The following is a 23464-nucleotide window of genomic DNA, read 5'->3' on the forward strand; positions in this document are numbered from 1 at the left end:
TGGGTAGAATACTTGTCCTGAATATCGAACACATATTGGACATTTATTGCATCCATGCTATGAATTGCAGAACAAATTCAGTAGATAAATCTAAAAGCAGGGCGATTCTACGGAGTGAAAGAGTTGGATGCAATGGTTGACTATGCAAAAAAACATAAATTTTATGCACAAAATCATGGGTAGGAATAAGAAAACAGATTACAGATAATTTTTTAATGCATGTTATTACCTTAATCAACATGGAAGTGCTTACAAGATAAGCATATTGGATAATATTGGCTGTAAATTTTACAATATTAAAACAAGCAATAAACATTTATATGAGGGGTATTGATGAAAATGAAGGATAAATAGGGTAGTTTACAAATCTTTCTGTATTTTAATGTTAGTGAATTTTTTATCTATAAATGATGTAATATCAAATAGATAAGATAAAAAAAGCACAAATTTTCTTTGTGCCTTTTTTATCGCTTGCTGAACGATAATAATATGATTATTTGAATAAATCTGCACTGATGGTGACATTACCACCATTAGATTGCCATTCTCTAGTAATATGGTAGTATTTTGCCCCTTTTTCTGCCGCACGCTTGGCAACCTGATAAGAAACCTCCGGTGCGGTAGTATAATAACCATAAAAGGTAATAGAATCGAATGGAACCATTTGAGCCGCTGATGCTTTATTCAGCTCTTGAATTTTAGTGCCATCAGGTAGAGTAACGGTGTAACGACCACCTTTTGATGACTGAGTTTCAAAAAAACGCCCGACTATACTGCTTGTTGAAGTTGAAGAAGCAACACCTGGAATTTCAACTTTTCTGGATTCTTCCCCACCTTTTGCCAGAGCCTGGCGCCCCGCTTCAGAATCGGCTGGGATCACAGCTTCACTAGACTGAACCTTACGTTTTGGCGCATCTTCTTTATAAACATATGCTGTGACTATTTGGTTTCCACCATTATTTGGTGAAATATCACGGACAATATAGAAAGACACAGCATCTTTCTTTTTAGCTGCTTTGGCGATGGCTTCTTTCAGATCAGGATCAGTCGGGAAATAACCATTAACAGTTACAGTATCGAAAGGCTCTAAAGTAATAGCTTCAGTTTTAGGTAACTCTTTGATGCCACGATAGATACGATAGTGAGGCGTTTTATCTGCTTTTTCCGCATCTTTGTGGTATAAATCGGCGACAACACGTAAATTACCACTTCCATTAAGATCATCGAGACTCTGAATGTAAAAACTGGCAGCCCCTTTTTTATCTGCCTGACGGGAAACTGCATCCGCTGCTTCATAAATTGCATTAAAGCGGCCAGTAACTGAAATTCGCTCAAAAGGTTTAAGCTCTGCCGCCTGTTCTGGTGTTAATTCTTTAGCTGCATGTGCAGCGGTTATCGTGGTTAGTGAAAACATCGCAGTAGCGATGATCGTTGTCTTCAGCTTCATAAAAAATCCTTTCGCCTTGCGCATTAAAATATTTATAACGTGCTGAACATTGTTATATATCACATAGGTCGTAATTATTACATGTAATAATGCTGATTACCGCAAGAAATTATGCCTACTAAAGAAACGTTTGCTAGCCCTTAGTATAAGATGCTAAGAATTTTAATAAATATAGTAATTTATACAAGATAAATAATTATTTACATTAAAAGGTCATTTTGTTTCTCTCATTTTATGATAATTCGTTGACATTATTTTCTTTAAGTTACTATTTGGTATTCTATTGATAGGTCTTGTTGATAGCAGCAATAAAGTTAATCTAATCGTTAAATAGGTTCCAAAGAGGTAATAATCAGCAATATTTCATTAGATAAGGATACATTATGCGTATTGGTGTACCAAAAGAGCGACTTTCCAATGAATCGCGCGTTGCTGCCACCCCATCAACCGTGGAGCAATTGCAGAAATTGGGGTTTGACGTCACAGTTGAGACAAAAGCAGGGCAACTTGCTAGTTTTGGTGATGTTGCTTATCAAAAAGCAGGGGCTGATATAGCAGAAATCCACCAAGTTTGGCAATCAGACATTATTTTAAAAGTAAACGCCCCTGAAGAGGATGAAATTGCCTTAATGAAAGAAGGTGCTACGTTGATTAGTTTTATTTGGCCAGCGCAAAATCCGTCATTAATGGCAAAACTAGCGGCACGTAAGATCACTGTTTTTGCTATGGACGCAGTTCCGCGAATTTCTCGTGCTCAATCTTTAGATGCCCTCAGCTCAATGGCAAATATTGCGGGTTATCGCGCTATTGTCGAATCTGCCCATGAATTTGGCCGTTTTTTCACAGGGCAAATTACAGCGGCAGGCAAAATACCACCAGCTAAGGTCATGATTATTGGAGCAGGTGTTGCAGGATTGGCTGCAATTGGTGCTGCCGGTAGCCTTGGTGCAATTGTCCGTGCTTTTGATACACGCCCAGAAGTTAAGGAGCAAGTTCAAAGCATGGGGGCTGAATTCTTAGAATTAAATGTCAAAGAAGAAGCGGGCAGTGGTGATGGTTATGCAAAAGTGATGTCAGACGCTTTTATCAAAGCAGAAATGGAACTGTTTGCTGCACAAGCAAAAGAAGTCGACATTATCGTTACAACTGCATTAATTCCGGGGAAACCGGCACCACGACTTATCACGAAAGAAATGGTTGATTCCATGAAACCTGGCAGCGTAATTGTCGATCTGGCTGCCCAAAATGGGGGTAACTGTGAATATACGGAAGCCAATAATCTTGTCGTGACCACAAATGGGGTGAAAATTATCGGCTATACAGATTTGCCCAGCCGATTGCCGACGCAAGCATCACAACTTTATGGATCAAACCTGGTCAATTTACTGAAACTATTGTGCAAAGAAAAAAATGGAGAAATCACCATTGATTTTGATGATGTCGTTATACGTAGTGTCACTGTCATTAAAGAAGGTGAAATCACATGGCCATCCCCGCCTATCCAAGTTTCGGCACAACCTACAGTTGCCAAACCGACGTCAGTAAAAAAAGAGGGGAAACCAGCAGAAAAACCTAAATCTCCGTGGCTGAAGTATGGAACGCTCGTACTAGCGATAATTCTGTATGGCTGGATAGCACACGTTGCGCCAAAAGAATTTTTATCTCATTTTACTGTTTTTGCCTTGTCTTGTGTGGTGGGTTATTACGTTGTCTGGAATGTCAGTCACTCATTACATACGCCATTAATGTCTGTTACCAACGCCATTTCCGGGATTATTGTAGTTGGAGCCGTATTGCAAATTGGAGAAGGAGGATGGGTAAGTTTCTTCTCATTCATTGCTGTGTTAATTGCCAGCATCAATATTTTTGGTGGCTTTACTGTCACTCAACGTATGCTGAAAATGTTTCGTAAAGGATAGGGGGTAACTTATGTCAAGCGGAGTAATATCAAATGGAATAGTTACAGCAGCCTATATTGTTGCCGCCATTTTGTTTATTTTCAGTCTTGCCGGACTTTCCCGTCACGAAAGCTCTAGACGCGGTAACATTTTTGGTATCGTTGGTATGGCCATTGCGCTGGTTGCCACAATATTAGGACCTGATACTGGTAAAATTGGCTGGATTATTTTAGCGATGGTTATCGGTGCAGTTATTGGTATTCGTCTCGCAAAAAAAGTGGAGATGACCGAAATGCCAGAATTGGTAGCTATCCTGCACAGTTTTGTCGGATTGGCGGCGGTTCTGGTTGGGTTCAACAGTTTTATCACCCATAATAATTTTACCAGCTCCATTATGGAAAACATTCATCTGACAGAAGTTTTTCTTGGGGTATTTATTGGTGCTGTAACCTTTACTGGCTCAGTTGTCGCATTCGGTAAATTACGCGGAAAAATCTCTTCCAAGCCATTGATGTTGCCACATCGGCACAAACTTAATTTGGGCGCATTGATTGTATCTTTTATCTTAATGCTCATCTTTATTAAAACAGGAAGTATTGGCTTGCAAGTTTTCACTTTACTGGTGATGACAGTTATCGCACTCGCTTTTGGCTGGCATTTAGTCGCCTCGATTGGTGGGGCAGATATGCCAGTCGTTATTTCCATGCTGAACTCATATTCAGGCTGGGCAGCCGCCGCCGCCGGTTTCATGCTAAGTAATGACTTACTGATAGTTACAGGTGCTTTAGTAGGTTCTTCGGGGGCAATCCTTTCTTATATTATGTGTAAAGCGATGAACCGTTCCTTTATCAGTGTCATTGCTGGCGGTTTCGGTACAGATGGTAGTACTTCAGGTGATGATCAAGAGTTGGGAGAGTACCGCGAAACAACAGCAGAAGAGGTCGCTGAACTGTTGAAAAATTCCACCTCGGTCATCATTACTCCAGGCTACGGTATGGCAGTCGCTCAAGCGCAGTATCCTGTTCATGACATTACAGCCAAATTACGAGAGAGGGGCATCAATGTTCGTTTTGGCATTCATCCCGTTGCGGGACGATTACCAGGTCATATGAACGTATTACTTGCCGAGGCTAAAGTTCCTTACGACATTGTCTTAGAAATGGATGAAATTAATGACGATTTTCCTGAAACAGACACGGTTTTAGTTATAGGGGCTAATGACACCGTAAACCCAGCCGCTCAGGAAGATCCTTCAAGCCCTATTGCTGGAATGCCAATTTTAGAAGTTTGGAAAGCACAAAATGTCATCGTATTTAAACGTTCGATGAATACGGGATATGCTGGAGTACAAAATCCGTTATTCTTTAAAGAGAATACACAAATGTTGTTTGGTGATGCGAAAGAAAGTGTAGAAGCCATCCTTCGGGCTTTATAACTCAAACCAACCTTAAAATCTCAAGAGCTTCGCGTTATAACGCGAAGCTCTTTTTGTGTCAGATGAAAATACAATGCGTCTCAGCCGTAGAACGAAAACGATCCGGTAAACGTGGTACAAATGTTTATCTGACCGCTGAAGTGGTAGATGAAGCCCGTGATTTAGGGATCAATTTATCAGCAACACGAGACAAGATATTGTAATTTCAAAATTTATTTTGTATATATAATACTCTCAATACTGATTTGATTGCTAAATCCTTTATCAAGATTAAGAAAACAACCTTGTATTCATGATAATGAGAGTTACCTTTTATTTTTTGATTAAAGGTAACTCTACTATTTTTAAATTACAGTATCATATTTAATCTGAATTAATACATTGAATGAAATTTTTCAGGGGAATTTTACCTTTCAATATTTTCTACCTTCATATTTTGCGACATGAGCATTTTGACCACAGTTTTCTAATTTTTTATAACCTTTGAAATACCATGTAATTCCATCTTTATCAGTATATGCCCTAGAAAAAACACTACTATTTCTTTTAAATTCATATTTAGTATATAGACCATTTTTATACTCTATAGAAGAGTTATAACAATTATCCCACTGAATATCAACGTTTGCCAATGCAGTTCCAATTCCTCCAGTTAATGCAATACTTGCGGCTAATGCCCCAACAGTCAATAATTTCTTAAACATAAACATTCTCCTGTAATATTTTAGAATTTGCCATTTAAGTATATTACTTATAAAGTATTATTTGATAACGCACGCTAAATCTAAATCACCACCTAACGACATTGCAATTTCAAAATTTGGAAACTTATTATATTTTTATATTCTGGATTGGAAATATAATCCCCATTACCATAATTTGTAATCAATAATTATTTTTTACTCTTTTCAAGATGGAAGTGAACTATTGGAAATTACAATATAATGCATAATAACAATATTGATCTAATGCAATCTAATTATCCACCTATTAATTAAGGTGGAAATATTTTATAAAGATAGATATTAAAAAAAGGGGATATTATAAAAACAATGGATACTATAAATTCGATTCATCCCACAATACCGATATCACCTGTTATCAATATGCAGCGGTTAACCCGTGCTTATCAACAGGGTGGAGAGAACCCAATACCCGTTCTAAAAAATATAACGGCACAAATTTATGCTGGTCAGAGTTGTGCTATTGTCGGAACATCGGGTTCAGGTAAAAGCACTTTACTAAACATCCTTGGTTTGCTGGATAAACCCACCACCGGTGAGTATTTTCTTTGCGGCGTTGATATGTCAACAGCCGATACTGATCTCAGAGCCAGAATGCGCAATAAAGAAATTGGTTTTGTTTTTCAAAGCTTCCATTTATTAGCCGGAATGACAGCCATAGAGAACGTCGCTTTGCCACTTCTTTACCGCGGTATTCCTGCCTCACAAGCTCATAAAATTGCCAAAGAAAAATTGCATTTGGTTGGTCTCTCACATCGTGCTACTCACTATCCGGCAGACTTATCTGGCGGACAGCGACAACGCGTTGCGCTCGCCAGAGCATTGGTCGGAGACCCCTCGTTATTACTGGCTGATGAACCTACCGGCAATCTGGATCGCCAAACCGCAGAAGAAATTTTATTACTACTTTCTTCTCTTCATACAGATAAGGCGATGACGCTGGTCGTAATAACCCATGATGCTATGGTTGCGAACCATATGCAGCGTGAATTACGCATCATTGACGGTCAGTTGCATGAAACCAGAGGGATGACAATACATGCATGATAGCAGCTATGGCATGTCGATATTAATGATCTGGAGAGAAGCTTGGCGTAACTTAATGGCAACTGGAAGAAGCACTTTGCTGGCTTTATCGGGTATTGCTATTGGTTGCGCTTCTGTTGTGGCATTTGTGAATACAGGACATAACGCGACATTGGCTGCGTTGAAAATGTTCAGCGGGCTGGATATCAATGTCATTACAGCAGATCTGAATTCCTATAATCATGGGATTGGTAGTGATTCAATTACAATGGCCGATCTGACAACCGCTATTCCGGGGTTATCTTCCGCAGCTCCTTGGATTTATTATCCTTCGCCCGGACGCTATAACGGGAAAACAGAAACATTTACCATGATAGGCTCCTCTGCGGAACTTGAGGAAGTCATGCAATTGCGACTTCGTTATGGCCGATTTATCACAGATTATGATCAGCACTCTTCTTATGTGGTCATTGGTAATGAAGTCGCGGTTACCCTGGGTGAAGGGGACGCATCCCGTATGCTTGGCAAACAGATTCAGCTTGGCAACTATTTATATACCGTCATTGGTATTTTCGCTATAAAAGGGCAAAACCCTATCTTTCCTTTTTCGCTGGATTCGGTGGTGATTGCGCCCATCAATGCCATGCGTAAAATCTCACCCAATACCGATTTAAATGGCATCATTGCTCGCACGATAACGACCGCAACCACAGAAAGTGATGCGAAGGATTTATTGGCCTTGCTCAAGCGCAAATTTCCGGCAGTTGATATTAATGTTCGGGTAGCCCAACAATTACTAAAAGGGCAGACAGAACAAAGCAAAACCTTTTCTTTTATGTTGATCGGGCTGGCGGGTATTTCGTTGCTCACCGGCGGTATTGCAATTTCCAATGTAATGCTGATGAACGTTTCCGCCCGCCGAAAAGAGATCGGGTTACGTATGGCTTTGGGAGCAAGAACTCAAGATATCAGGCGCCTTTTTTTGTATGAAGCAGCAGCCTTGACTTTAGCCGGCGCCATTCTTGGGACACTGGCAGGTATTATCGTCGCCTTTCTTTTTGTCCTTTATTCTGGCTGGTCATTTTCTTTAGCCCCTTTATCTATTCCTTTAGGGATAGGTAGTTCAATCATGGCGGGACTTATCTCTGGTTTTTATCCCGCACATAAAGCCTCTCAAATGGAACCCGTACAGGCATTACGTGATGATTAAAAAATATTTTCTTTATAGCGCTCTGACCTTGTTTTTCATTTTTCCTCAAACAGTGCTCTCTGCATCTGAACAGGAACGAGAACCTGATTACAGTCTGCATCGGAAAGCCTCAGAAAAGGCTATAGGCTTATCGTTGAGTGATGCAATATCACTGGGTTTAAGAAATAACTACGCAATACGTAGTGTTTATCTGGATCGTATCGCCCAAAAATTTGATTTACGGGTAGCAGAAGATCGATTTACACCAAAGCTACAGCTAAGTGGGCGTTACATTGCGGGTAAAAATCAGGATGCAAATTTCAAGAAAACTAACCTTTCACCGAATGCCACACTATTCACCCCGTTGGGAACTCGTTTTACTCTTTCCTGGACGCGTGAAAGCACGAGATCTGGGATTAATAATTTTCATAATGATGGCGCAAGTATTACTGTAGTACAGCCTCTCTTACGAGGAGCAGGAACCGATGTTAATAATGCTCCGATCTTATTGGCTAAACTCCAGGAACAAACCAATAGGTTGAATTTAAAAGAGACTATTTCCGATTCCATCACGCAAATTATTTTTGCATACCATGCATTACTTCGTGCTCAGGAACAACAATCATTATCTATCGCTTCCCTTAAGCGGATGCGGAAATTAGTCGAGATTAACAAAGAGTTGATTGATGCAGGCAGAATGGCCCAGACAGATATCATACAAACACAGGCTGATTTAGCGATGCAGGAACTTTCGGCCAAAGAGGCGGAAAACAATGTGCATTCCACCAGGCTGGCATTACTCAAGTTACTTGCCCTAAACCATAAAACTCCCATCTATGCTACAGATACGCTAAAAGGAACGCATGTTAATCTGAATATTGAACAATCAATTGCCAAGGCACAGGCCCAGCAGCCTGACTACCTTATTCAATTACTTTCTGCAAAAACAGCCGATATTCAATTATTGCAGGCACGAAATGACCGGCTCTGGGATTTATCATTGGTTGGTGGCACATCGCAGAATCGTTCATCCTCTTCTGAAACCCGAAACTGGGAAAATTTTGTGGGTATACGATTGGATATTCCAATCGGAGATATGACTCAGAAACAAGCAGAAGTTCAGGCGAAAGTCAATGTCCAGAAGCAAGCTTTACGCTTGGAAGAGGCAAAAACGAATCTGGAGCAAAAGATAATCAATGCAATCCGCGATACAGAATCACGCTGGCAGGAATATCAATTAGCGATAAAAGCCAGTTCACTTTCTCAAAAGAAACTCGAAATTGAACAGGAAAAATTACAGGCTGGCCTATCCAGCAACTTTCAGGTTCTGAGTTTTGAAACTGACCTAAGAAATGCTGAAAATGCACGCTTGGACACACTTATTCAGTATCTCAATGCTCAAGCTGAACTCGATCAAATTCTTGGTACTACACTGGAAAGCTGGGAGATAACACTCAATGATTAAACGTTATCGATGGGCCATTGCTGGCATATTTATTGTGGCGGCTTGTTTTTTAGTCTTTTTATCCTTAAAGCAATCACCAGCTCAGGAGTCAATACAATGGATTGAAGTAAAACAAACCGTTATAGAAAAACAACTTGGTTTGGTCGGCAATCTACAATCTGCACGTCTTGAAACTATACCTGCTCCATTTGATGCGATTATCAAACAAGTTTCGGCCAAAGAAGGGCAGTGGGTGAAAGCTGGCCAAACATTAGTGACGCTTGATACCCGAAAGATTGATATTGATCTTCGGCAAGCGCAAGTTGAGATGATAAAAGCCTCATCAGTCGTTGACCAATTGCATGACTGGGAAAACAGCCAGGAAGTTATCCGCGCCAGAAGAAACGTTGAAAATGCCAACCATATGGTTATGGAACTGAAAAACAATCTTGCCAAAACTCAGGCTCTGTTTTCACGGGGCATCGTGCCAAAAATGGAAGTGGAAAACCTCCAGCAGCAACTTCGCCGACAATTAACGGAACTTGCTTCAGTACAGGACGATCTTGCATCCATCCGACAAAAAGGAAGCGTGAATAACGTGCGTGTTGCAGAGATGGAACTTCAGAATGCAACAAGCCGCTATCAGACATTACAAGAACAATATTTACATAAAGAAATCAAAGCGCCATTTTCGGGTGTCGTACTTAGGGCAACACAGGGAGAAAGTAAAAAGTTGTTAACGATTCAAACAGGCGTTAGAGTGACCGAAGGTATGCCATTACTGGAAATTATGGACACAACCCAATATCAGGTATTGGCGCAGGTAGAAGAAACCGATCTCGCTAAACTTAAAGAAGGGCAGGCAGTAAAAATTACTGGAGAGGGATTTTCTCAACATCCTCTGGATGGAGAAATTGAGACTATTGCGATGCAAAGTGTGAGTACGGATAAACCAGGATCAGCAATTTATTATGATATTGTGATCAAAGTGATTTCATCTATGAATCAAAGTCATCCTATCAGATCTGGAATGAGTGCCAAAGTCAATATTGTTATTTATCGCAATGAACAGGGAATCGTTGTACCCGAAGCAGCGCTAACTCGCGCTAATAATGGACAATTAACCGTAAACTGGCGCCCGGATTTAAAACAGCAGGCTGTAACTCGTCAGGTCACTGTTGGCGAAGCTATGCCGGAAGGAATAGAGGTTCATGGCCTGGAAGAGGGATTTATTGCACTGCCACGTTAAAAATAATCACTCAGCTTTCTATTTGGTAAGGCATATAAATATATCACTGAGCTATTTCAATACGGTCATCTTTACTAAGAAGCCGGCCATTTTCCAGCTTGATACAATGGTCAGCCAAGTGGAAAAAACGATCGTCATGTGTAATAGCCAACACGGCCTTACCTCGCGCGGCTAATTCGGGCAGTAATTCCTGATAAAATACCGCCTTAAACAGCGGATCTTGATCAGCCGCCCATTCATCAAACAGATAAAATGGCCGGTCTTCCAAATAGGCAACCACCAAGGCAAGACGTTTCCGTTGTCCTAACGATAAATCACGGGTCGAAAAACAACCGTTCTCAATTTTTACCTTGTGATCTAAATGTAGTTTAGCGAGTAACGCATTAGCACGTGCATCCAATGTTGAATCCGAGTCACCCAGACCGACCAAAGTTTCGAAAAGGTGGAAATCAGAAAAAATCGCTGAAAATAATTGTCGGTAGTTTGCCCTATTGTTGTCAGTAATTACCTGTCCATCAGCAGTAATGACACCACTTTCCGGTGTATAGAGGCCGACTAATAACTTGGCTAGAGTCGTCTTACCACTACCATTCCCACCGATCAGAAAAGTAATTTCTCCCCTTTTAAGTTCCATATCAATGGGGCCAAGTTGGAATACTTCATCCTCTTTCTCTCGATAATAACTATGGGTGATACCAGACAGGCGTAGTGAATGAACTTTCCCAAATTCATTAGCAGAGATTTGTTGACCAAAGTGATCTTGTTCATTCAATTCAGAAAGTACATTTCCAATTCGGTCTAGCGACACACGAGCAGCATTCAGTGCTGGAATACTGTTTAGCAACCCATCCAAGGGCATCAACATAAACAGAAAGATAATTAGATAACCCGATAACCTTGCTGTTTCAAGAGAGGGCATTACTATCGGAGCGAATATTACCACGCCCAAGAACACATAAAATAAGAAGAGGATCCAACCAGTGCCAAAGGCATAAACACTAAAAGCACGAGTACGATGCTGGCGTACCGCATCAATTTCACTATTAAGCGAGTGGGTAAAAAAAGACTGAGCACGTGAGAAATGTAACTTCAACTCTTTTGCACCAGAAAATAACGCATTGAAGTGACTAAAGAGACGATCTTGCGCCTTGCCCGCGGCTTTGAACGAAGAGATAGCTTTAGCTCCACCCAGGCTATAACCCACTGAACCAATGATGACTACAATCAATGCTAAGGAAAATATAGGCCAGGATAACCAAGCCAGATAACCGAGGCAGCCTAGTACAATAGATCCCTGCATTATGATATTAGGTAAAGTGAAGAATAATATTGATACATTAGTTGTATCATCAGTAATAATAGATTGACCTTGAGACGAGCCAAGTAGCTCAATCTGGCGAAAGGGGGCACTAACAACGCGCTCTGAAATAAGTTGGCGCATTTTCGCTATTGTGTTCTGGCTTAATTTAGCGAAAATCACGCCACTCAATATGCGACAAGTAATAGCCAGCACAACCAGGATACCGAAATACCAAGCGAGTGAAGAGTAACTTTCTTTGGGGATCGTCACAGCTCTATTAATTAATGTAATCAAAGAAACACTAGAAATACCATTGGCGATACTGGCAAAGATAGCAATGATAAATGCCCAGCGCGAACGAAACAAAAGTAAGAATAAAATCTGATAGGCTGGTTGCTTTATTGTCGAAATATTCATTTATGGATCCATAAATTTTGTAGGTTACTAGCCAAAGTATTTATCCTTTCTGGCGAAGGCGCTTGTCCCGTAAGCCTGGCTAAGGTGATGAAATTGTATCACTCTGTTTCATAAAGTATCCTCAATGCACCCTAAATACATTATAATTATTAATACAACCCGATTTTCTCCAAAGCTTGTCAGGTAAAATAAGTGACGATGTCACAAAGTAAATCAGTTAAACCCATTTTCAGAGTAATTACTCACCATTGGAAACAAATACAGGCACACCAATTACAAGAACAATACTTACATAAAGAAATCAAAGCGTCATTTTCGGGTAAGGGATAGAGGTTCATGGCCTGGAAGAGGGATTTATCGCACTGACACGTTAAAAATAATCACTCATCTTTTGGGGTCATTCGGTTACGGATATCACGTCTAAACACTTCAATTGTCCACATCCAAATAATATGGCCAATGATCTCAGAGAAAATCTCATCGAAAGGCAATTGCCAGAAAGGTGGCGACCATCCATTCATGGGCAACACCATGCCGTGGAAAACAACGGTAATAAGCAGGGCAAAGGCGACACTGTGCCATAATTTTACGGTCGGAAAAATCTCTGCAATAAAAGAATAAACCATGGCAAAAATGATGGAGAAGAGATGGTGAACGCTTGCCACTCCCCAATTAACAATATGTCCAGAGTAATGATAAACCATATCGTTTACTTTAAATCCCCAATCTTGCAGCATTTCAACTGGGGGGATAGCTCTGTCGGGGGTTCTGGGGGGCATAAGATTTTCTGTTCCCCATTTCACAAAGCTGGCAATATTTCCACCGAGAAAACCCGCCCATAATGCAATACCGTAATGCCGGGTACTTTTTTTTAGTTGCTGCCAAAAGAGAGTTCATAGAGCCTGTTGATTTTTTAAGTTTATAATTTAATCAACCCACATCGGTAACCAAATAATGATAAACGCCAGCGCTAACAGGCTGGCATAATTTCGCTCAAGCTTGTTGTAATGAGGTTTGGTTGTTTTTTTGCGAAAATAATTATACCAAATCATCATGCTGTCTAATAATCCCTCACAAAACGTCAACAACCCCTAGCCAAGGTACCGAAATACCAAGAGAGCGAAGAGTAATTCAACAAAATAATCTCCAGAGTAATTTTTAACCTCTTGTAATAAATTTTCATTAAATTCAATTTGTTATCATGGATTATATTTAGACTTTTTTCTTCAAAACACTTCTACTTATTAAAAGAGCCATTTGAAAAAGTAAGATTTATTGCATAAGATGAGCAAGGGAAATACTGTGATTTTTACAGAGCGCAACCATCAAACCCTCACCAAATTGAACAAAAATAAACCATAAGGAAAATGGAAATGTCTATTCCGTTCAACTACGAAAATAGCAATGATGAAAAATCATTGATTGTACCGATCGATTCCCAACAAGAAACAGGGATGCTGATGTCGCTATCAGCAGCGGGAAAACAGATCCATAACAATCCCGCCATTGCTTATCTTGTCAGTCTTAGTTCAAAACGCAGTCGCCAAACTATGAAATCATTTCTGGATATTGTGGCAAAAATGTTGGGATATCAAAATGTACAGGACTGTACCTGGCATGCACTTCGTCGTCACCATGTTCAAGCCATTATGGAAATGCTTTCAGCTTCAGGTAAAGCTCCCGCAACAATTAATACTTATCTTTCGGCCTTGAAAGGAGTTGCATTAGAAGCATGGACAATGAAACAACTCGATACCGACAATTTTCAGCATATAAAACAGGTGCGATCTGTCAGGGGAAATCGGCTGCCAAAAGGCAGGGCACTTGAGCGTTCTGAAATCAGAACATTATTTTTTACCTGCGAAAATGATATCAGCACAAAAGGGTTACGCGATGCTGCCATTATCGGTGTGCTTTTGGGGTGCGGGCTTCGTCGCTCAGAAATTGTTTCACTCGATATGAAGCACATTATTCATCGCGAACAAGCATTAAGAGTCATGGGAAAAGGGAATAAAGAGCGGTTGTCCTATATGCCAGAAGGAACCTGGGAACGTTTAAATCGTTGGATAGAGGAAGTACGTGGAGATCACCCAGGCCCACTTTTTACCCGAATTCGTCGTCATGATGATGTCACTGATGATCGTTTATCAGATCAAGCTATCTATCACATTCTTGAAATACGCAGAATAGAAAGCGGATTGGAAAAATTTGCCCCGCACGATATGCGCAGAACTTTTGCGTCAGCCATGTTGGACAATGGTGAAGATATCGTGACTGTCAAAGATGCAATGGGGCATTCAAGCATCACGACAACCCAAAAGTATGATCGCCGTGGAGATGAACGTCTAAGAAATGCGGCCAAAAATCTGGATTTTTGATAAAAAGATGACCGAGATTCTGTTCTATTTTTCTTCGGTCAAATATTATTCGACAAATTACTTCATTCAGTGTTAATTATTAACCTTTTATAAATAACTATAATAGGTATATTTGTATGGCCAAAAAAACGACACTTTGGAGTGCCTACGGTTCAACTTCCTTTTTCGTTTTATTATGGAGTAGTGGCGCAATTTTTTCTCGTTGGGGATTGGATCATAGTTCTCCTTTTGCCATTTTGATAGTGCGTTTTACGATTGCGTTTCTATTTTTGCTACTACTCTGCATGTTCAAAAAACGTTTTCTTCCTGCTTCTGGAAGCAGAAATAAAATTGCCGCAGTGGGATTGTTGATCATTGGAGGATATTCCATTTTTTATTTTCTGGCATTAGAAAATGGCATAACCCCTGGTATCCTGGCTACAGTAATGGGAATTCAGCCAATTATTACACTGTGGGTGATAGAAAGAAACTTCACTGCGTACCGTTTAGTAGGATTGTCCCTGTCTTTCATTGGATTAGTACTTGTTGTTTTTCAAGGATTAGTTTTGACAAAATTTTCCTTTTCCGGGACTTTTTTCGCTTTAGCTGCACTGGCCTGTATGAGTATTGGCGCCATTTTTCAGAAACAAATCCAGCAAGATCCCTCCGAAGTATTACCATTACAATATGGCGTAAGTTTATTGCTTTGCCTGTTATTTATACCTTTCACCCCCTTTCATATTGAACCTGTCATCGGTTTTATTGTACCTGCATTATGGCTTGGTTTAGTGATTTCTGTAGTCGCTCAATTATTATTTTATCGACTTATCAGAGCTGGTAACCTGGTTAATGTCACTAGCTTGTTTTACCTTGTTCCAGGAGTAACAGCAATAATGGATTACTTATTTCTAGGTAATACATTATCTACTTTAAGCATCCTTGGAATGTTCGCAATAATAATCGGTTTGGCTCTGGTTTTTCGTAAGAAAAAAACAAAGTAAATTGATCATCTTAAATAAATTCAACTGGCTAAAATCATTGTGAATTTATATGAATCATTATGTACAATTTATGACTGCCCGAAATAAAATCCGGGCAATCTATCAACGACTAAACACATTACTCAACATCTATCTTGATTGGGCAAACAAAACCATCAGGCTTTATAGCTAATAAATCACATTTTAGTCGATCAATGACATGTTCGGCAGTATTACCAAGAAACGCGGCTGATAACCCAGTTCGACCAAGGATACCTAAAACAACCACACCAGCGTTGAGTTCATCACATATTTCAGGGATGACTTTTTCCGGTATACCTTCGTGAACGTGAGTTTGCTGCTCATCAATATAGAATTTCTGCCTCAGCTCTTTCATTGCGATTAAATGTTGGCCACGCAACGCTTGGTTATACACATTAGGGTCAAAGTCAGGCAATTCAGTTGCAATATTTAAAGGGGCTACTGGATAAGCACTAACAAGATGGATCAGAGGGTCTTTTACAACTCGATTGGCGAGTTCTTGTGTCTCACGCACCAATTTCAGATTCAGTTCATTATGGTAAGGTTCTTCATTAGATAAATTGACAGCAACAACAGCGGAACCATTTTCTGGCCATACTTGATCTTTAACCATCCAGACTGGACAAGGGCACTTACGTAGCAGATGCCAATCAAGTGGTGTAAAAATCATTGATTCCAATCGGGAATGTTGATGTGCCATTTTCAATAATAAGTCGTGATTTTCACTAATAATTTCTTGAATAATGGCTTCATAAGGGCGATTATGCCAAACCACTTTTATCTCAATATCAATGCCTGATTCAAGATAGTAATGGGCTTGTTGTTTTATCCAAGCGACTCGTTGGCCTATGACCCCTTTCCGCATAGCATTCCTTTCCTCTGGGGAAAGCAGGGTGGTCATGTCATATGAAAGATCATAAATAGGTAAAAACGCTTTAATCTTCCCACCATTACGCTGCACGATATAGACTGCGCGCCTTAATGCGGGCTGATCATCCTGATTAGGGTCAATTGCAACCAAGAGGTTTTGATAGTTTGCCATATAGGGTTCCTCGCAGAGTCTGAATACCTCTTTCATAAGAAGATAAACCAATATGGACAACTATAACAGGGTAAGAATAAGCCAAATCAGCAAAATATAGTGATCTGGCCTAAAATTTAACTAACGTTTATTAAGAAACACTAGCTGGAGACTTACCAGCCAACACGGTCAATTTATTCATATCTTCTATCGCGATATACTTACCTTTGACGGCTAAAATTCCATTTTTTTGGAAACGGCCAAGTAAGCGACTAATTGTCTCAACAGTCAGGCCTAAGTAGTTACCAATATCACCGCGTGTCATAGTGAGGCGGAATTCACGCTGTGAGAAACCGCGTTGTGAAAAGCGACGTGACAGGTTGTAAATAAAAGCAGCCAATCTTTCTTCTGCGTTCTTTTTGGAGAGTAACAGGATCATTTCTTGGTCGCCTTTAATTTCTCCACTCATCAAACGCATCATTTGTTGGCGAAGATTGGGCATTTTCCCAGAAAGATCATCTAGAGTTTCAAAGGGAATTTCACATACCATTGAAGTTTCCAACGCTTGGGCGAAGCTTGGGTGTTCAATATTAATGATCGCATCAAATCCAACCAAATCACCAGCAAGGTGGAAACCTGTAATTTGTTCATCACCCTCTTCAGTAATAGTATAGCTTTTAATAGTTCCAGAGCGGATGGCATAGAGTGATTTTAGTGCATCACCGGCCTTAAATAACGTTTGCCCTTTTTGGATAGGTTTCTTACGTTCAATGATGTTATCAAGCTGGTCAAGTTCATGTTCATTTAAAGTAAAAGGAATGCAAAGCTGGCTAATGCTACAATCCTGACAGTGGATTGCACAACCACCAGATTGAATCCGACGAATAATACGTTTTTCCGGGATCATAAGGAGTGCTCATTAGAAGTGATTAATATACGTAAACTTAACATATTTAGGTTGCTCTGATAAGAGCAAGATACTGCCATTAATCGTGGTATTTATCATCACCAGATGAAAAAATGAAATTTTTTTGTTCAATATCGAGCCTGCATGAAATTTACACCACTCAATATAATATCTCAATAAAACTGAAATTGAGTTAACAATATATGGATATAATATGCGTCGATGACGTTATCTGGTTACAAAGAAATGGAATAGAGGATTGTGAGATGAATGAATGGTTGTTAATTGCATTTACAATGATAGTACAAAGCTCAGTAGGGTTCGTATTGATGAGCAGTCTTTATATTTACTGGATTCAGCATGGGTTAAACATGCTGCAACATTCAGCGACCATTTTTGCTCAAAAAATATTCCTAAGAACGTTATTAATCAGCAGCACGTTGGCAGGAATAGGGTTATCTGCTTCTTTGAAGATAGAAGAATACCCATTTAGTATTTATCACACATTGCAAAATGTAATACAGAAATGGGCAAACACAGAAACAATTTTTGCAATCATTTATTTTAGTCTACTGGTTTTATATACGATTTTTTTTATGATCACAAAACGTACCTATATCTACATTGTTTTGGCAATTGGAATTATTGGTTTAATTGATCTTTACTATATGACAATTATTTATGTCAATAATGCCATGCTGACTTGGACAAACATTAATACCTATTTTCTATTTTATAGCGCAGTATTTACGTTAGGACCTGCATTAGCGCTGTCAGTTATTTACTACCCGGTAGGAAAATATTTTCGAGGAAGATTAGCGCTCAAATTAGTGATATCAGCTTTACTGGTTGTTTTCATTAGCGTCACAATGCGACTGATCGAACAACCTGCTTATATGGAATGGTTAACGGAAAGTACAATTGTTAATAATAATATCATTTTTCCACATCAAGCTGAATTTAATATCAAAAGTGCCTTTGGATTAAGAATGATTTCATGGTGCCTGTATATTATTGCAATGGCAATCTGGACTTATTCCCTATGGAAGGCAAAATATAACTCACTGATTAATAATAACTATTATATTATCTCTGGGACGGCACTTATGTTTGTTGCTGAAACAATCAATCAATATACATTTTTTATTATGTGAAAAATATGATAAACAATTAATACTATCTCAACTGGTTATCATACTCTTTTCACTCTTCTTTCGACATAACAGAAACTATGACATTGCCATAGTTTCTGTTATGCATAAAAGTCACCACATTTATATTTTCAAAAAAGATATTTGTAATTAGTTACTATTGGGTGTCTTTTCATTTCTTTGTGGTAGCGCACAAAATTAAAATTAATAATAAGTTAATTAATAATAAGTTAATTATTAATACAATAAGGATTATATTTTATATCTATATAAAGCAAGTTGATTCGCCAGCATAATATTACAGAATGTTTTTTCTGTGGCAGAAAATTAAAGAATTGTTTTCAGTTAGTTATTGTAGGGGTTTTATCACCTCCTCAATGCCTTGTCGTTAAAAACAGAAAATAAAAATAAATCTATTAATGATTTTATAAAAACTCAATTTAAGACAAGATAAAAATAATCAATTAAAAAGGTTACTCATCATGACTAAACAATTTCATCCTAATTTAAATGTAGATGCATTATTTTTGGGACCAAAATCAGAAAACGCTGTTTTTTTTAGAGAGATGATAGATTATGCAGTGAGCGAACATTTACACTGGCGTTCAGGTTTTCACCCCGAAGATTCAACCCTAGTCACATCCGTTGATCGCTATGAACATAACTATAGAGAAACACTTTATCGTACAGAAGGGATCTTAAATCAGCTGTCAGCAAAATTGAAAAACACGTCTATTCCTTTCTTTTCTCCTCGTTACCTTGGCCATATTAATAGCGATACCTTAATGGTTTCTAATCTTGCCTACGTTATGGCCATGATGTACAACCCGAATAACTGTAGTTACGAAGCGTCTCCAACAACAACAGAATTAGAGCTTGAATCAGGATTAGATCTTTGCCGCATGTTTGGTTATGACCCGAAAAAGTCCTGGGGACATATCACATCGGGTGGCACAGTAGCTAATTATGAAGGGCTGTGGGTAGCCAGGAATTTAAAAACATTGCCCTTTGCTATATCTCAGCATCCTAAAGCAAAAGATCTCATCGAACATAAAACGTCCCGGCAATTGAAAAATATGCCAACCGCTGAACTTTTGGATCTGATTACCGCGCTACAAGAACGTGAATTGTTTGAAGAAATTCGCGATATGACATGCCGTGGTACGGGAGTTAAAGCAGAAATTCTAGGCAAATTACTGGTCCCACAATCTAAGCACTATTCTTGGATGAAAGCTGCAGATATTTTTGGTATTGGCCAAGAAAACATTATTCCATTACCCGTAAATGATAACTATCAAACTGACATTGCCCAAATACGGAAAATCATCTTTGAATTAATTGAACAAGGTGAACCAATCCTGGCAATGATTGCCGTGGTGGGCACAACGGAAGTTGGAGCCATTGATCGGATTGATGAAATCATTGCGTTGAGGAAAGAGTGTGAGGAACGTTATGGCGAATCATTCTACATTCACGTTGATGCAGCTTATGCAGGATATGCGTGTTCCATGCTCCTAAATGAGCAGGGTGAATTTGTAGAATATGATGAGTTGGCCAGTTACCACCGTTCGGTGGGGATTATGCCGGAAAATATCAGTTGGCCAAAACCTGAAGTTTACCAAAGCTTCAAGGCATTAAAAGAAGTCGACTCGATTACTGTGGATCCGCATAAAGTTGGTTTCATTCAATATGCAGCGGGAGCTGTCTGCATGAAAGACAAGCGTATTCTCGAATTGATCTCTTCACATGCAGCCTATGTATTTGAAGACCACGATGAAAAAACAAATAGCGTCAGTCGGGGAATTCTTGGTTCATCCATCATGGAAGGTTCAAAATCGGGAGCAACAGCAGCGGCACTTTGGGCTGCTCATCGTCTGTTACCTTTGAATATTAATGGATATGGTAAAATAATTGCGGCGGGTATCGTCACAGCACAAAGGTTGTTGAATAAATTGGCAAACTTACCACCAATAGAGATTGGTAAACATCAATTTGAAGTACATATCTTTCCATCCCCTGATTTCCATATGATCAACTTTACGTTCAAAGAAATTGGCAGCGAAAGTCTGAGCAATCATAATGCGCTTAACAAGCGTTTATACGAGCTTTGCTCATATTCCACAGGACGTGCTTATGCCAATGATTTTCTCACTTCCTCAACCATATTAGATTATAAAGAATATGGTGATACACCGTGGCACTATGCAGAGAAATGCGGTTTTAGCCGTAATGAATGGGAAAAAGTACGCAATATCTATGTACTACGCGCAGCGGTAATGACTTATTGCTTACGCAATGAAGAGCACTTTGAAGAGTTTTGGCAGCAACTTCAAGCTATCTTTGTGAAGAAATTGAACCAGATTGTTGATGAAGAAGAGAAAAAGTCCCGGTTAAAATTAGAACTAGATACACCATTTATTGGTTAATAAATATCAATTTAAATGTTTATACCAATAACTTCAAAATGCATGTGATTTCTCCCCGCTTTGCAGGGAGAAATCACGTTTCACAGCGTGTTGTAAATTGTGCGTATATCGATATTGTTTAACTAATTGAAAAACTGCTTATTAATTAAAAAAAGAATTATATTTATCTAAGTTCTTTCTTATTTCAAAAACCCACAACACAAACATAACCATTTGAAATATAAAACAATAAATAAAAACAACAATCTATCAACATAATAATGTGATTATTATCACAAAATAAAGATATTATCAATGCGAACTGAAATTATTGATGTTTAAATCATAAATTACCACGATTAAATTTATTCTAAATAAAAACATAATATTTATTAATTAAAAAATATAAATTAAATATAAATTAACGACTTTTATTATTTAAATATGATTTTTATTACACATCAAATAAATTAACCAAATCATCAAAGAACAAAGAGTCAATATAATCAAAAAAGATTAAAATCTTTTATCATTTTATATTAATTTTTTTATAAAACATAAAACCACCAATAATCTCTAACTAAAGAAGGAATAATATATGTCGTTTAAAATCGAGCCTATCAAGGGAAAATTTGGTGCTTATATAACCTGCCAAAGTCTTTCAGAGTTATCATCAGAAGAATATAAAAAAATAAAGTTATACTTATCAGAATACGCTCTATTGATTTTCAAAAATCAAAAGATGGATGATGAGGCACTAGTGAATTTTGCACAGCATATAGGAAGCGGAAGACTCGAAGAACCAGCCAGAAAAATTTCATTATCAGACAATCGAAAATACATCGCTTATTTAACAAATATTTGTGATAGCAATGGTGAACAATTGGGTTTTGCCGGAAATGATACCGACTTTTGGCACTCTGATCAGGAGTTTAGGATTAATCCGGCCTCCGTTAGCATCTTATATGGTGAAGTTGTGCAGTTTAGTGGGGGCAATACATCCTTTGCTTCAACAGCGGTAAACCACCTTGGTTTCACCCATGATGAAATTTCGATGATGAATAATTTATATTCTACTCGCCAGCCAGCAGCTTCGCATGACAATGTGCCTCATATTACCGTTGCTCATCCGGTCATGCTCGAAAATATACAAACGAAACGACGTTTTGTTTATGTTAGTGAAAATACTATCGCATTTTTTCTCGATAAGAAAATATTACCAAACTCAGACATACTCAAAAACGCCATTTTAGATAAGATCTTGTCACCAGAAAATATTTATTCCCATCAATGGGAAGAAGGCGATTTGTTACTATATGACAATAGCCAACTTTTACATCGCCGCGAATGTTTTACCGGAAATAGATTTATTAAAGGATTGAAAATATATCCTGATACATCCTACCAACCGGAAATACCTGGTTGGACTGTTGGGGGAATTTGATATGAACCTATCAAGAGAAAAAGAGAAATCCATTACTCAATTGATTAGAGATAGTAATAAAAAATATATTCATGGGCGTAATCTTAGTCCTGCCGAACCTATGTTAATCAGGGCAGGAATAGCGGGTGATTTGCCATTTAATAGCTTAACCACAGATGTCGTAACTGGTTGTTTACCAGAAAGTATGGCTTGTTATGGCATGTGTTTTTCCGCTATCTCTAGTTGGGAAAATGGGATCGACTTTGGTAAACGTATCGATAATCACTTGGATGAAGATATTTTTTCCGGCGATCTACAAGCATTACCTGATTCACAAAAATACGTCAGATGCGGATGGAATAGTGATCCTTCATGGAATTGGGCCGTATCTACGCGAATGGCTGAATTGGCACGAGAAACTGGGATCTTAATGATTTTCATCACCAAATTCTTTAAAAAAATGACTGATGATATTGCGCAGCGTTTAATCACGGTAAAGGCTGAGATGAGAGTTTCGGTTAGTGCATTAGATACCAATGAGCAATTAAAGAAACGGCTCGCTTTTATTGAGTATTATCGCAACGCAGGAGGGATTGTGATCCCCATTGTGTTAACAACATTCTTTAAAGATATTGGATTGATGGAACGACAACAAAATATTGTCGATTGGATGGTAATTCATGACTATCCAGCAGCCGAAAACAGCCTGAGATTCCCTAACAAGGCTAAAATTTCTGAAATTGTTGATCCTGATATGGTTAAGCCATTGGATAAAGGCGACGAATTTTGGAGTGGTCGGTTATACCCTGATCAGCTCGTATTTCCTACCACAACCACTGTTCCAGAAAATTATCAAGGAATTAATAGTGGTTATCTTTCCGAATTGGATATGGATGAAATCCATCAATTATTCCTTGATCCCGTTAAAACACATCAAGAAGTCATGCAATCTAACTTGCCGTTGTCCAGTCCAAAAATGTGCGGAGTCTCTGATATGCATCGCCGTGCCCAAGAATATTGAGAAGGTGTA

Annotated in this window: 18 protein-coding genes and 2 pseudogenes; 13 read left to right on the forward strand and 7 right to left on the reverse strand. The window is 38.8% G+C overall.

Annotation, left to right across the window (positions count from 1 at the left end; genetic code table 11):
• Positions 1-493: 493 nt before the first annotated feature.
• On the reverse strand, positions 494-1447 hold the full coding sequence (ydgH, locus tag WDV74_RS08575) for a DUF1471 family protein YdgH (protein ID WP_338882270.1): 954 nt from the start codon (positions 1445-1447) through the stop codon (positions 494-496).
• Positions 1448-1830: 383 nt separating this feature from the next.
• Between ydgH and pntA the strand changes: the two genes are divergently transcribed.
• The 3 genes and pseudogenes from pntA to WDV74_RS08590 form a co-directional block, all read left to right on the forward strand.
• Entirely contained in the window at positions 1831-3366 is a 1536-nt protein-coding gene (gene pntA, locus WDV74_RS08580) for a Re/Si-specific NAD(P)(+) transhydrogenase subunit alpha (protein WP_338882272.1), read from the forward strand.
• A 25-nt stretch (positions 3367-3391) separates the two neighbouring features.
• Entirely contained in the window at positions 3392-4780 is a 1389-nt protein-coding gene (gene pntB, locus WDV74_RS08585; RefSeq protein WP_338885563.1) for a Re/Si-specific NAD(P)(+) transhydrogenase subunit beta, read from the forward strand.
• A 62-nt stretch (positions 4781-4842) separates the two neighbouring features.
• Positions 4843-4980 (forward strand): annotated as a pseudogene (locus tag WDV74_RS08590) (type II toxin-antitoxin system CcdA family antitoxin); the annotation flags it as partial.
• A 213-nt stretch (positions 4981-5193) separates the two neighbouring features.
• Here the strand turns inward: WDV74_RS08590 and WDV74_RS08595 are convergent.
• The gene (locus WDV74_RS08595; RefSeq protein WP_338882273.1) at positions 5194-5484 is read right to left on the reverse strand and encodes an LCI family antimicrobial peptide; all 291 of its coding nucleotides are present in this window, start codon (positions 5482-5484) and stop codon (positions 5194-5196) included.
• A gap of 348 nt (positions 5485-5832) precedes the next feature.
• On the opposite strand from WDV74_RS08595, the gene WDV74_RS08600 reads away from it, so the two are divergent.
• The 4 genes from WDV74_RS08600 to WDV74_RS08615 are packed head-to-tail and all read left to right on the forward strand — an operon-like array spanning position 5833 to position 10431.
• Positions 5833-6570, forward strand: coding sequence for an ABC transporter ATP-binding protein (locus WDV74_RS08600; protein ID WP_338882274.1), 738 nt, complete (start codon positions 5833-5835; stop codon positions 6568-6570).
• The gene (locus WDV74_RS08605; protein WP_338882275.1) at positions 6563-7759 is read left to right on the forward strand and encodes an ABC transporter permease; all 1197 of its coding nucleotides are present in this window, start codon (positions 6563-6565) and stop codon (positions 7757-7759) included. The genes WDV74_RS08600 and WDV74_RS08605 overlap by 8 nt, the downstream gene beginning before the upstream one ends.
• Complete coding sequence (locus WDV74_RS08610; protein ID WP_338882276.1) at positions 7752-9203, forward strand: TolC family protein; 1452 nt, start codon at positions 7752-7754, stop codon at positions 9201-9203. The genes WDV74_RS08605 and WDV74_RS08610 overlap by 8 nt, the downstream gene beginning before the upstream one ends.
• Positions 9196-10431, forward strand: coding sequence for an HlyD family efflux transporter periplasmic adaptor subunit (locus WDV74_RS08615; RefSeq protein WP_338882277.1), 1236 nt, complete (start codon positions 9196-9198; stop codon positions 10429-10431). Before WDV74_RS08610 ends, WDV74_RS08615 begins: the two co-directional genes overlap by 8 nt.
• A gap of 43 nt (positions 10432-10474) precedes the next feature.
• Here the strand turns inward: WDV74_RS08615 and WDV74_RS08620 are convergent, their stop codons facing one another.
• The 3 genes and pseudogenes from WDV74_RS08620 to WDV74_RS08630 form a co-directional block, all read right to left on the reverse strand.
• Positions 10475-12148, reverse strand: coding sequence for a cyclic peptide export ABC transporter (locus tag WDV74_RS08620; RefSeq protein ID WP_338882278.1), 1674 nt, complete (start codon positions 12146-12148; stop codon positions 10475-10477).
• A gap of 380 nt (positions 12149-12528) precedes the next feature.
• Positions 12529-12927, reverse strand: coding sequence for a DUF1440 domain-containing protein (locus tag WDV74_RS08625; protein ID WP_338882279.1), 399 nt, complete (start codon positions 12925-12927; stop codon positions 12529-12531).
• Between the two features lie 147 nt (positions 12928-13074).
• Positions 13075-13185: pseudogene (locus WDV74_RS08630) on the reverse strand (IS5/IS1182 family transposase); the annotation flags it as partial.
• A 336-nt stretch (positions 13186-13521) separates the two neighbouring features.
• On the opposite strand from WDV74_RS08630, the gene WDV74_RS08635 reads away from it, so the two are divergent.
• Entirely contained in the window at positions 13522-14526 is a 1005-nt protein-coding gene (locus WDV74_RS08635; RefSeq protein ID WP_338882281.1) for a tyrosine-type recombinase/integrase, read from the forward strand.
• 116 nt (positions 14527-14642) lie between these two features.
• Entirely contained in the window at positions 14643-15506 is an 864-nt protein-coding gene (locus tag WDV74_RS08640) for a DMT family transporter (protein WP_338882282.1), read from the forward strand.
• A 118-nt stretch (positions 15507-15624) separates the two neighbouring features.
• Here WDV74_RS08640 and uspE read toward each other — a convergent pair whose 3' ends face one another.
• Positions 15625-16569 (reverse strand): universal stress protein UspE, encoded by a 945-nt coding sequence (gene uspE, locus WDV74_RS08645; protein WP_338882283.1) that lies wholly within the window; start codon positions 16567-16569, stop codon positions 15625-15627.
• Between the two features lie 130 nt (positions 16570-16699).
• Positions 16700-17455: an FNR family transcription factor gene (locus WDV74_RS08650; protein WP_338882284.1), complete on the reverse strand. Its 756-nt coding sequence runs from the start codon at positions 17453-17455 to the stop codon at positions 16700-16702.
• A 266-nt stretch (positions 17456-17721) separates the two neighbouring features.
• Between WDV74_RS08650 and WDV74_RS08655 the strand changes: the two genes are divergently transcribed.
• The 4 genes from WDV74_RS08655 to WDV74_RS08670 all read left to right on the forward strand — a co-directional run bounded on the left by WDV74_RS08655 (position 17722) and on the right by WDV74_RS08670 (position 23455).
• Positions 17722-18609: a DmsC/YnfH family molybdoenzyme membrane anchor subunit gene (locus WDV74_RS08655; RefSeq protein ID WP_338882285.1), complete on the forward strand. Its 888-nt coding sequence runs from the start codon at positions 17722-17724 to the stop codon at positions 18607-18609.
• 479 nt (positions 18610-19088) lie between these two features.
• Positions 19089-21032 carry a pyridoxal-dependent decarboxylase gene (locus WDV74_RS08660; protein ID WP_338882287.1) on the forward strand — a complete coding sequence of 648 codons (1944 nt, stop codon included), beginning with the start codon at positions 19089-19091 and terminating at the stop codon, positions 21030-21032.
• 577 nt (positions 21033-21609) lie between these two features.
• Positions 21610-22455, forward strand: coding sequence for a TauD/TfdA family dioxygenase (locus WDV74_RS08665; RefSeq protein WP_338882288.1), 846 nt, complete (start codon positions 21610-21612; stop codon positions 22453-22455).
• A 1-nt stretch (position 22456) separates the two neighbouring features.
• Complete coding sequence (locus WDV74_RS08670) at positions 22457-23455, forward strand: hypothetical protein (protein WP_338882289.1); 999 nt, start codon at positions 22457-22459, stop codon at positions 23453-23455.
• The last annotated feature ends 9 nt before the right edge of the window (positions 23456-23464 follow it).

It is taken from the genome of Xenorhabdus sp. TH1 (genome assembly GCF_037260955.1).
GTDB lineage: Bacteria > Pseudomonadota > Gammaproteobacteria > Enterobacterales > Enterobacteriaceae > Xenorhabdus > Xenorhabdus griffiniae.